10 protein-coding genes and 1 riboswitch are annotated in these 11,797 nt (G+C 55.6%); all 10 genes read left to right on the forward strand.

Going from position 1 to position 11,797, the window contains the following annotated elements:
* Window positions 1–8: 8 nt before the first annotated feature.
* The 10 genes from G5533_RS00210 (at window position 9) to mgtE (ending at window position 11,744) form a co-directional block, all read left to right on the forward strand.
* Window positions 9–749 carry a flagellar hook assembly protein FlgD gene (locus G5533_RS00210; protein WP_216954111.1) on the forward strand — a complete coding sequence of 247 codons (741 nt, stop codon included), beginning with the start codon at window positions 9–11 and terminating at the stop codon, window positions 747–749.
* 10 nt (window positions 750–759) lie between these two features.
* Window positions 760–2,118: a flagellar hook protein FlgE gene (flgE, locus tag G5533_RS00215; protein ID WP_421173084.1), complete on the forward strand. Its 1,359-nt coding sequence runs from the start codon at window positions 760–762 to the stop codon at window positions 2,116–2,118.
* 137 nt (window positions 2,119–2,255) lie between these two features.
* Window positions 2,256–3,002 (forward strand): flagellar basal-body rod protein FlgF, encoded by a 747-nt coding sequence (flgF, locus tag G5533_RS00220; protein ID WP_005344530.1) that lies wholly within the window; start codon window positions 2,256–2,258, stop codon window positions 3,000–3,002.
* A gap of 14 nt (window positions 3,003–3,016) precedes the next feature.
* Window positions 3,017–3,805: a flagellar basal-body rod protein FlgG gene (gene flgG / locus G5533_RS00225; RefSeq protein ID WP_216954109.1), complete on the forward strand. Its 789-nt coding sequence runs from the start codon at window positions 3,017–3,019 to the stop codon at window positions 3,803–3,805.
* A gap of 14 nt (window positions 3,806–3,819) precedes the next feature.
* Window positions 3,820–4,491, forward strand: a complete 672-nt coding sequence (gene flgH / locus G5533_RS00230) for a flagellar basal body L-ring protein FlgH (RefSeq protein WP_421254880.1) — start codon at window positions 3,820–3,822, stop codon at window positions 4,489–4,491.
* Window positions 4,492–4,499: 8 nt separating this feature from the next.
* Window positions 4,500–5,597, forward strand: coding sequence for a flagellar basal body P-ring protein FlgI (locus tag G5533_RS00235; RefSeq protein WP_216954108.1), 1,098 nt, complete (start codon window positions 4,500–4,502; stop codon window positions 5,595–5,597).
* Between the two features lie 43 nt (window positions 5,598–5,640).
* Window positions 5,641–6,714, forward strand: a complete 1,074-nt coding sequence (gene flgJ, locus G5533_RS00240; protein WP_421204658.1) for a flagellar assembly peptidoglycan hydrolase FlgJ — start codon at window positions 5,641–5,643, stop codon at window positions 6,712–6,714.
* Window positions 6,715–6,717: 3 nt separating this feature from the next.
* Window positions 6,718–8,721 carry a FlgK family flagellar hook-associated protein gene (locus tag G5533_RS00245; RefSeq protein ID WP_421254855.1) on the forward strand — a complete coding sequence of 668 codons (2,004 nt, stop codon included), beginning with the start codon at window positions 6,718–6,720 and terminating at the stop codon, window positions 8,719–8,721.
* Between the two features lie 4 nt (window positions 8,722–8,725).
* Window positions 8,726–9,934, forward strand: a complete 1,209-nt coding sequence (gene flgL, locus G5533_RS00250) for a flagellar hook-associated protein FlgL (RefSeq protein WP_216954104.1) — start codon at window positions 8,726–8,728, stop codon at window positions 9,932–9,934.
* Window positions 9,935–10,110: 176 nt separating this feature from the next.
* Window positions 10,111–10,280, forward strand: a riboswitch (M-box (ykoK) riboswitch).
* A 120-nt stretch (window positions 10,281–10,400) separates the two neighbouring features.
* The gene (gene mgtE / locus G5533_RS00255; protein WP_216954102.1) at window positions 10,401–11,744 is read left to right on the forward strand and encodes a magnesium transporter; all 1,344 of its coding nucleotides are present in this window, start codon (window positions 10,401–10,403) and stop codon (window positions 11,742–11,744) included.
* Window positions 11,745–11,797 lie beyond the last annotated feature (53 nt).

The following is an 11,797-nucleotide window of genomic DNA, read 5'->3' on the forward strand; positions in this document are numbered from 1 at the left end:
GATGCAACATGGTCGACACCACAAACAGTGTGAACGGCATTGGCCGTACCACGACCCAGACCACAGGCACCACAACGACGCCGAAGAAAGAGCTGGATCAGGCTTCGTTTATGAAACTGCTGACCATGCAACTATCATATCAGGATCCCTTCAAGCCGGTGGACAATGCCCAGATGCTCTCCCAGATGGCTTCCATGTCTACCTCGGAGGGGATCAGCAGTCTGTCTACCCAGATGGGCAAGCTCAATGAGCAGATGATCTCCAGCCAGGCTCTGCAAGCATCTTCTCTGGTTGGCCAGAATGTACTCTTGCCCAGCAATGTGGGCTATCTGGACAAGGAGGGCCCTGTTTCCGGTGTCGTTCAGGTTGGCACGACCAATCAATACGCGGGTGTCAAGATTATCGTTGAAGACGAGGCGGGTCAGGTCATCAAGGAATTTAGCCTGGAAGGAGAACAGAAGGGCAATGTGGAGATCGCCTGGGATGGCACTGACAAGGCGGGCAACCGGGTCAAGCCAGGCAAATACGTGATCAAGGCCAGTGGCAGTGTGGATGGCAAGGCAGAAACTATTCCCACATACGCTTATGGCAAGGTCGACAGCGTTGCCCTGGGGAATGCAACAAATCCCACAATGCTTAATTTGAAGGGACTGGGGAGCACCCTGCTGAGTTCCGTCCTGCAAATATCAGGCACCAATCCAAACCAGACGGCTACTCCGTCAAAAACCACGTCGACAGCATCGATCTAAGGAGCTGGATATGTCATTTAACAATGCCTTGAGCGGTGTCAACGCGGCACAAAAAGACTTGAACGTCACCGCTAACAACATTGCGAACGTCAATACAATGGGCTTTAAAGAGTCCCGTGCCGAGTTTGCGGATGTCTACGCCAACTCCATCTTTGTCAATGCCAAGACTCAGGTCGGTAACGGTGTGGCGACCGGTGCTGTTGCCCAGCAGTTCCATCAGGGTGCGCTGCAATTTACCAATAACGCGCTGGATTTGGCCATTCAGGGGAACGGCTTCTTTGTCACCTCTGATGGTTTGACCAACCTGGATCGCACTTACACCCGTGCCGGTGCATTCAAGCTCAATGAAAACAGCTATATGGTCAACAATCAGGGCCACTATCTGCAAGGCTACGAGATCAACGCCGATGGCACACCCAAGGCGGTCAGTATCAATGCGACCAAGCCGATCCAGATCCCTGATCGGGCGGGTGAGCCGATCAAAACCAGCAAGATTGATGCAAGTTTCAACTTGCCTTCCACCGCATCGCCCCTGCCTGCAGGTAATGGTGCGGGGGATGCCTCCACCTTTGACCCTAAGGATTCCAAAACCTACTCCTCATCCACCTCAGTGGTGATTTATGACTCGCTCGGTGAACCTCACACTATCACCCAGTATTTTGTCAAAGAAGCAGATCCAGCAGACCTGACCAAGCCAGCTAGCCCGACAGCTTGGCGCATGTATCTTTATCAAGGTGACAAGCCGGTCGATATCGTCGGAGGGGTGACGCCAACAATGGCCACAGGGTTGAATCCTGCACCTGCCGGTGCCCGAATTACCTTTGGTGCCGATGGTAAAATGATTACTCCGACCACACCGGCAAACATCCAAACGGAGCAGTTGGGGGCAGCAGGAGCGGGAATTATTACCAATGGTGCGGATCCTACCCAGCAGGTAGATATCACTTTCGGCACTGTGACCCAATATGCCTCACCGTTTGAAGTCAACAAGTTGTCACAGGATGGTTCCACTGTCGGCCGTTTGACCAAGGTCGAGATCACGCCGGATGGGATTGTCTCTGCAACCTACAGCAATGCCACCACCATCAAGGTAGCCATGGTGGCCATGGCCAAATTTGCCAACTCGCAAGGGCTGACCCAGGTGGGTGATACTTCCTGGCGGCAATCCCTGCTCTCCGGCGATGCTTTGCCGGGAACGCCCAATTCAGGCACCTTCGGTACCATCAAATCGTCGGCGCTGGAGCAATCCAACGTAGATTTGACCTCCGAACTGGTTGATCTGATCACTGCCCAGCGTAACTTCCAGGCGAACTCCCGCTCTCTGGAGGTCAACAGTTCGCTGCAGCAGACCATCTTGCAGATCCGTTAATTCCTCTCAGGCGACGGGGCACCTTGGGTGCCCCGTTTTTTTATCGTTCTCTACTGTCGAATGGCGTGGCATTCCCCTTCTGTTGGCATCCAAATTGCAGTTCTGCTGTCAGAGTCATCTGTTTGACGGAGAATCCCATGGATCACCTGCTTTATATCGCCATGTCCGGGGCCAAAGAGAACATGAACAGCCTGGCTGTTCGCGGTAATAACCTCGCCAATGCCAATACCACCGGCTTTAAATCCGATTTCGAGCAGGCCCGCAGCATGCAGGCCTTTGGTGAGGGGCTGCCCAGTCGGGTATTTGCCATGACGGAACGTCCCGGCCAGAACCTGCAGCATGGCATGTTGATGACCACGGGGAGGGATCTTGACGTGGCGGTGGATGGTCCCGGCTGGATTGCGGTGCAAGATCCGAAGGGGGGGGAGGCCTATACCCGTATGGGAAATCTGCAGGTCAATGCGACTGGCAACCTGCAGACCTCTACCGGCTTGAACGTCGTGGATGACGGTGGTCAACCCATCGTGCTGCCAATGCCGATGGAGAAGCTGGAGATTAACCGGGATGGCACCATCAGTGGCCGTCCTGAAGGGGCCGCCGCGAATTTGTCGGAAGATTTTCAGCGGATCAAACTGGTTAACCCGGCCGCCGATGCGGTAGAGAAGGGCCAGGATGGGCTTTTTCGGCGCAAAGATGGCCAGAATGAGCCTGCCTCTGCCAACGTTGGCCTGATCGCCGGCTCCCTGGAGGGGAGCAATGTCAATGTGGTGGATGAGATGACCAACCTGATCCGGTTACAACGACAGTTTGAAACCCAGGTCAAGATGATGAAAACGGCCGAAGAGAATGACGAGGCCCAAACCCAGTTGCTGCGTATCAGCTAATCAAGGAGTTACCTATGAATCCTGCACTCTGGATCAGCAAGACCGGGTTGGATGCTCAGCAGACCAATATTTCGGTCACCTCGAACAACCTGGCGAACGCCAGCACCGTTGGTTTCAAGAAATCGCGGGCCATTTTCGAGGATCTGCTCTATCAAAACATCAATCAGCCCGGCGGCCGTTCGTCGGCGGATACCGAGTTGCCCTCCGGCTTGATGCTTGGCGCGGGCGCCAAGGTGGTGGCTACCCAGAAAAACCACAGTCAGGGCAACGTACAGACTACGGATAATTCGCTGGATCTGATGATCAGTGGCCGTGGCTACTTTGAAATTCAATTGCCCGACGGCAGCCTGGCCTATACCCGTAATGGGCAATTCACCCTTAACAGCGAAGGCACCATAGTGACGCCGGGTAACGGTTATCCCCTGCAGCCAGAAATCCAGATCCCGGAAAATGCCCAGAGTGTCACTGTCGGCACTGATGGTCAGGTCTCGGTACAGCTGAAGGGGGATGGTGCTTCTCAAGTGGTCGGACAGATCACCCTGTCAGATTTTGTCAATGCCAGTGGTCTGCAGCCGATGGGTGAGAACATGTTTCTGGAAACCCAGTCCAGCGGTGCAGCCATTCAGGGAACTGCAGGGGCGGATGGCATGGGGGTCTTGAAGCAAGGGATGCTGGAAAGCTCCAACGTTAACGTCACCGAAGAGCTGGTGAATCTGATCCAGGCTCAGCGGGTCTACGAGATGAACTCTAAAGTCCTCTCTGCGGTGGATGGCATGATGTCCTTCCTGATCCAGCGGACCTAATGGGGAGAGCCATGATGAAAAGCGTATGGATACTGGGGTTGCTGGTGTTGGGGGGGTGTAGCAGTACTCCCAATACACCCAGGCCTGATGACCCCGAGTTTTCCCCCGTATACGGGGAGTCGGAGCCAGTCTCGGTGAGACCGACAGGTGCTATTTTTCAGCCGGATCAGGTTAATGGCATCTATTCGGATATCAAGGCGCACAAGGTGGGTGACATCATCACCATCGAGCTGGCCGAGTCCACTTCCGCCTCGAAGAAGGCAAATACCCAGAGTGGCAAGGATAACAAGTTTAATCTGGATCCGGTGACGCTGGGGGGCGTGCCTGTCACTGCCAGCCCCTATGATCTCTCCGCATCCATCGCTCAAAACAGTGCCTTCAAGGGGCAGGCCAAGGCGGATCAGAGCAACAGCCTGCAAGGCAATATTTCGGTCAGTGTGGCCAAGGTACTGCCCAATGGCAATCTGCTGGTACGGGGCGAGAAGTGGATCATGCTCAACAATGGCAATGAGTATATCCGTATCACAGGTCTGATTAGACCGGAGGATGTCACCTCGGATAACAGCGTGTCATCCCAGAAAGTGGCGAATGCCCGTATCTACTATGGTGGTACCGGCGATCTTGCCAATACCCAGGAACAGGGATGGCTTACCAGCTTTTTCAATGGTCCATGGTGGCCGCTCTAGGAGATGTTATGAAGTCACTCCGTTTGGTTACTCTGCTCTGCTGTCTACTGCCTTTGGGGATGGCGAATGCCGCCCGGATAAAGGACATCAGCTCAGTAGAGGGGGTGCGTAGCAACCAGTTGATCGGCTACGGTCTGGTCGTGGGTCTACCCGGTACCGGCGAGAAGAACAACGCCTTTACCGAACAGACCTTCCGCACCATGCTCAACAACTTTGGTATCAAGGTACCGGACAACATCAAACCCAAGATCAAGGATGTGGCGCCGGTGGCAATCCATGCGGATTTGCCGCCGTTTGCCAAGCCGGGCCAGACCATAGACGTCACTGTTTCTGCCATCGGTGAGGCCAAGAGCCTGCGCGGTGGTACGCTGCTGCAGAGTTTCCTGAAAGGGCTGGATGGGCGGGTCTATGCGGTCGCGCAGGGCAGCCTGGTGGTCGGCGGGTTGGGGGCCGAGGGGGCTGATGGCTCCAAGGTGGTGGTCAATACTCCGACCGTCGGCCGCATTGCCAATGGTGCCACCGTAGAGCGAGAGGTGCCCAATGCCTTCAGCCAGGGTGACACCATCACCTTCAATCTCAATCGCCCCGATTTTACCACCGCGCGTCGGTTGGCCGATGTGGTCAACGATCTGGTGGGGCCCAATACTGCGCAGGCACTCGATGCCACTTCGGTCAAGGTTTATGCCCCACGAGATCCGGGTCAACGGGTCTCCTATCTGGCGACCATCGAGAACCTGGAGGTGGATCCGGCCAACGAGGCGGCCAAGATCATCGTCAACTCCCGCACCGGCACCATCGTTATCGGCAGTCAGGTGAAGCTCAAACCGGCGGCCATCAGCCACGGAGGCCTGACGGTGACCATAGCCGAAAACCAGCAGGTTTCTCAACCCAACCCGCTGGCGGGGGGCGAGACCACGGTCACCAACAACTCGACCATCAATGTCCAGCAGGAGCCCGGGCGGATGTTCAAGTTTGATACCGGTGCGACTCTGGACGATCTGGTCCGAGCGGTCAATCAGGTCGGGGTCGCCCCCGGTGATTTGATGGCTATCCTTGAGGCGCTGCAGCAGGCAGGTGCCATCGAGGGGCAACTGGTCATATTGTAACTGGCGGCAAGTGATTGCCACGGGTGGCAATGAGGTAAGCAAAATGGCGGAGTTTGACACCAACAGCGGCATGAATCTCGGGGTGGTGCAGGATATCAAGAACCTGGACCGTCTGCGCCAGATGAGCCACAGCAAAGAGGGGCAGGCCGAGGCACTGCAGGGGGCTGCGCGCCAGTTCGAGTCAATCTTTACCCAGATGTTGTTTCAGAGCATGCGTCAGGCCAACGGGGTGTTGACTCAGGACAACCCGATGAACAGCAGCTATACCCAGTTCTATGAAGGGATGCTGGATGAACAGCGAGTGGCAGACATGTCCAGCAAGGGGGGGCTTGGATTGGCTGACATGGTTGCCAGGCAGCTCTCACCGGCGACATTTGTCCATCAGGATGGCCGGGTGCTCAAGATGCCGCAACGGACGGAACGGGTCTATAAACCCTACGAGCCACCCAAGGCGGCTGCTACTGATTTGATCTCGGCATCAAAAGTTGGCAAAGATTTTGCTGAAAAAGAGATGACCGAGGGGGTCAAGGAGAGCCACGCACTCACTATGCCCCGTCGACCGCACCGCAGCATTCCGCCCATGGGACGTATGGCCAGCGAAGAGGGCAGTGCCGCCAGTAGTGGGGGCAAAGAGTTCGATACGCCGGAAGAGTTCGTTCATCGCCTGATGCCGCTGGCCAAGAAAGCGGCCGACAAGTTGGGGTTAAGCCCGGCGGTACTGGTCGCTCAGGCGGCACTGGAGAGCGGCTGGGGCAAACGGGTGATCAAGGATGGTGAAGGGCAGATGACCCATAACCTGTTTGGCATCAAGGCCGATCCTCGCTGGGAAGGGCCCAAGGCGGTAGTCAGCACCCTGGAATATGAAGAGGGTGTGGCGTCCCGCCAGAAAGCGGCGTTTCGTTCCTATGGCTCGTTTGAAGAGAGCTTCAACGACTATGTGGACTTTCTCACCTCCGGTTCCCGCTACAAGGGGGCCCTGGCCAGAGTGGACAGTCCGGATCGCTACTTCGAGGCGCTGCAACAGGCGGGTTATGCCACCGACCCGCACTATGCCAGAAAACTGAAACAGGTATTGCGCAGTGATGCCATTGCCCGATACAACGAGATGGAGCTGTAACATATGGCAAGCGATCTGCTTGGAATTGGTACATCGGGCGTGCTGGCACAGCAGCGCCTGCTGCAGAGCACCAGTAACAATATCGTAAACGTCAATAGCCAGGGCTATGTGCGTGAGCGTACGCTGGTGTTTACCAATGCCATCGGTCTTGGCACCGGTGACATCAGGACCGAGCGGGTAATCAACAGCTATATGCAGGGAGAAGTGCGTCGCGATACCTCTGCCTTTTACGCATCCCTGACTCATTACGAGCAGCTGGCCGGCGTGGATCGCCTGCTGGGAGACAGCAGCAATAGCGTAGGGGAGACCATCACCTCTTATTTCAAGTCCTTTCATTCGGCAAATGAATCACCCGCCGAGATCGGTGGCCGCAAGGTAGTGATGACGGAGCTGAGCGGTATGGTGAACCGCTTTCACACACTCTCGGCCCAGCTCGACAAGCAGAGCGATACCCTCAACACCCGTATTGAAGATGAGACCAAGCAGGTCAACAGTCTGCTCACCAGCATCAATGATCTCAACCAGGCGATCATCCGTACTCAGGGGTCTCCCGAAGAGAACCTGATGCTGTTTGATCAGCGTGACGAGGCGATCAGGCAGCTCTCCGAGAAGATGGATATCCGTACCGTAACCCAGGCTAACGGCAGCGTATTGGTCAATATGAGCACTGGTCATTCGCTGATCCTGGATGGGGGCGTTGCCCAGTTCAAGGTGGTGGCGGGCGATCCCGATTCCCGTGATCAGGAGTTGCAGCTGACTCTTGGCGACAATCAGGCTCTCATCGATCACGATACCTTCGGGGGGGCCATGGGAGGGCTGTTCAAGGCGCGTACCGACCTGGAGCCGACCAAGCGTGAACTGGGCCAGCTGGCCGTTGCGATGGCGGATGCCATGAACCAGCAAAACCGTCTCGGGATGGATCTGGACAACGAGTTGGGCAGCGATATTTTCACCCTGCCAACCAGCAAGGGATTGCCTTATGGCGACAACACAGGGTCGGTCGGAGCGAATGTCAGCTTTGTACCCGGCAAAGGAAGCTCTGTAACCCCCTTCGACTATGAAGTGCGCTTTAGCAGTGCGAGCGGATATGAAGTGTTCTCGCTGGACAAATCTGGTAATCGCACCTCTGTGGCGACGGGCACCACGCCGCCAGCAACGTTTGAACTGGCTGGCCACGGGATCTCGATCGATCTCACCGGTACGCCAGCGGCAGGAGACAAGCTGCTGCTGCAACCAACCAAGGGGGCTGCTGCCGGGCTGGCTCAGCAGATCAACCGGCCGGAAGACCTGGCCTTGGCTGCACCTCTCAAAGTACAGAAGACTACCAACAACATCGGCAGTGCAGACATCAAGCTCGATGGCATCTTCAATACCGGAACGGGTTCCGGTTTTGGTACCAACAGCCTGGATCCCGCCGCTCCCCAGATCGTCAAGATCGGCAATAACGGCAATTATGAGGTGTATGCCGGTGATGGCACTACCTTGATCGGTGTCGCGCCGGCAGCCAGCAAAGGGCAGAATTTGATGGCCTCGATAGTAAACCCCTTTCCGGGTGGGCCTGCGGTCTACAGCAACCCGAAACAGAGCCCGGGCTACGAGTTCAGCATTACCGGCACGGTAGAACAAACCGACAGCTTCCAGCTTAGTTACAACACCAATGGTTTTGCTGATAACAGCAATGGTCTGGCAATGGCTGAGTTGCAGAACAAGGATCTGGTACGCAAAAGCACCAATGGTGGTACCACCAACGACAAGATGACCTTTAACCAGGCTTACTCCGGGTTGGTGATGGAAGTGGGTAACAATACCAGTCAGGCAAAAACCCTGCTCAAGGCTAATGAATCCAAGCTGATCCAGAGTACCGGGATCTACGAGAGCGTCTCCGGGGTCAATCTGGAGGAGGAAGCGGCCAATCTGATCCGTTTCCAGCAATCTTACGCGGCATCCGCGCAGGTGGTCAGTACGGCCAAAACCATCTTCGATACACTGCTTTCGTCCGTGAGGTAACGTCATGCGCATCACTACAAACATGATCTACGATCGGAATCTTTACTCCCTCACCAATACCAACGAGCGACTGGACAAGGCCTATCAGCAGCTGCAAACCGGCAACAAGTTTCAGAGCGCCGGTGAGGATCCGGCAGGCATGAGCCAGAAGATGGCGCTGACCAAAGAGATTGAACTGTTTAAACAGTACGGGGTGAATGGCAGTTTGCTGCAGAACAGTCTGGGGCATGAAGAGACGGTATTGGACTCTCTCAATACTGCGATGCTCAGTGCCCAGACCCTGATCCAGAAATCCAATAATGGTGCCATTAGCCTGGATGACCGAAAGGCCATTGCCAGCGAACTGGAAGGGTTGCAGCAGCAAATGTTTGACCTGATGAACAGCAAGAACTCATCGGGTGAATTTATTTTCGGGGGCAATCAGAGCAAGACCCAGCCCTATGTGAAAGATGCCAACGGTAAATACATTTATCAGGGAGATCCTGGCCAGCGAAATATTCAGGTATCGCCCACAGTGCAAATTGCTGCCAATGACTCCGGACAGGATCTGTTTGAAATCGTAGCAACCAGAAGAACCGCCAGTGCCACCAGTGCGAATATCAAGGTAGGGGTCGGGGATCAGGGGGATTTTGATAATTTCTATAAATCCAGTTACGACCCGGCACTGCCCAGCAACACCTACACAGTCTCCACCACAATTGGCCCGCCCGATACCTATGATATCAAGGATGCGGGTGGCAATACCCTGCAGACAGGTAATTACACTCCCGGTACCAAAATACCGTTCAATGGTCTCGAACTGACACTGGATCAGCCTGCAGGTGGTGCAGCACAGCAGTTTGCTCTCAATCCTCCCAAGAATGACAACGTGTTGAACGGGATGTCAGACTTCATTACGGCTCTGCGTGATCCCAATATTTCAGCCGAGAGTTTTGAGCAAAAAGTGGCCGATGCCACCGTTCATATGAAAAATGCCCGTTTGAACATTGATCATGGGCTGGGTGAACTGGGTGGCCGGATGAACAGTCTGGAGCAGGTGATGGGTTCCAACGAGGGGTTGAGCACCCTCAATGCCGAGGCGAGAGCCAAGGTGTCGGAAGCCGATCTCTATGAGGTAATTTCAGCCCTGTCAAAAGAGGATGCGGCATTGAGTGCCTCGCAGCTCTCGTTCAGCAAAATAAGTCGTCTGACGCTATTTGACTATATTCGCTAAGAAAAGGCCCCTATGGGGCCTTTTTGCTATGCATCCCCGGCAGAGTTCCCCTGATATGTTCCGACAATTGTAACAAGCTGTTGCCATACCCTGTTTCCTGGTTGAGGCGGGGTTGACCTCCCTGCGGGATTGGATAATCATGCCGCCCGCACAACAGAGGGTTGTGCATATTATTTGCAGCATCTCGTTAGGCGAGGCTCCTGTATAAACACAGGCCACTGATCTCACGACGTCCAGAGACGCCCAAGATCAGGACAGTTTTCATCGGATTAAGGTGTAAACCCAAGTGGCTTCCGGCATGCCGGATACGTTATGCAGTGCTAAAGCTGGTACGTGGGGATGATGACACGCCGAACGGCGTCATTTCCTGCCTATTACTCGTCAATCAAATTGCTGTTTTCTTTCAGACAGCGAACGGTCTCCGCTCGCGCTCAGGCTTGCCTGAAATCACATGAGGTTCTTTGTGATGAAGAAAACACACACCATTCTCAACCGTCATCAACTGCTCGATCTCGCCAGCCTGCAAGGCTGGCTGGAACACAATCTGGATCCGGTTCAGCGCGCCGATCAGCTGCTGACCCTGCGTCCGGAAGAGCTCAACTGCATCTTTGACACCTTGCCTGCGTCAGAAGGGGCAGAACTGATCGCTTCTCTCTCCGCAGAGAGTGCCGGTCGCCTTTTGCTGCGGCTGCATGGCAGCATCGTCAGCGTGTTGCAGGAGGCTATTCCCCGTCGCGAAATGGTGGCTATCCTGCGCAAACTGAGTCGTCAGGATCGCACCATGTTGCTTGCTCGCTTCCCGACCCAGGCGCAGGCCATCTACTACTCACTGCTGGATTGGCCGCCTGAGTCCGTCGGGGCCAATATGCGCCACGAGTATCTGGCAGTGAGCGAACAGGATTCCGTCGGCAAGGCCAAGCAGCTGATCCACGATGCCTGGGACAATGCCCAGCTGTTCCGCCACATCTATGTGGTCAACGTGGATGGCCGTCTACAGGGGAGTATCTCGCTCAAGAGCTTGCTGATTGCTGACCCCGAGGCCAGTGTCGCTAACCTGATGGACCGGGAGACGGTGCGGATCAACGCTCGGGCTGATCAGGAGCTGGCGGCGCGCCTGCTGATCGACCGCGACCTGTCGGTATTGCCGGTCGAGGATCAGGGGAGACTGGTCGGTATTTTCCACGTCGATGATGCCGCCGACATTCTGGAGCTTGAATCCACCGAGGATGCCGAGATGCAGGGTGGCTCATCACCGCTCGATACCCCTTACTTGCAGGCGACGCCCTGGCAGCTGTGGCGCAAACGGGTGGGCTGGCTGCTTATCCTGTTCGTGGCGGAAGCTTACACCGGCACAGTGTTGCGGGCATTCGAGGAGCAGCTGGAAGCCGCCATCGCGCTGGCCTTCTTCATTCCACTCCTGATCGGTACTGGCGGTAACAGCGGCACCCAGATCACCACCACCATAGTACGAGCCATGGCGGTCGGGGAGGTGAGTCTGCGCAATCTCGGCACAGTGCTGAAAAAGGAGCTCTCCACCGGTCTGCTCATCTCGGGTGCCATTGCCATGGCGGCCTGGGTACGGGCATGGAGTCTCGGCGTCGGTCCCCAGATTGGCATGGTGGTGACCTTTACTATCATCGCCATCGTGCTCTGGAGTGCCACGGTCGCATCCATTATTCCCATGGTGCTGCGTCGTTTCCGCATCGATCCGGCGGTGGTCTCTGCACCCTTCATCGCGACGCTGGTGGATGGTACCGGCCTTATCATCTACTTCGAGATGGCCAAGCTGTTGTTGCCCGAGTTGCAGTAACCGGGAGATTGAGATGCAAAAGGCAGCCAGTGGGCTGCCTTTTGCATTTATCT

It is taken from the genome of Aeromonas sp. A600620, assembly GCF_029479985.1.
In the GTDB taxonomy this organism is placed as follows: Bacteria; Pseudomonadota; Gammaproteobacteria; order Enterobacterales; family Aeromonadaceae; genus Aeromonas; species Aeromonas veronii_A.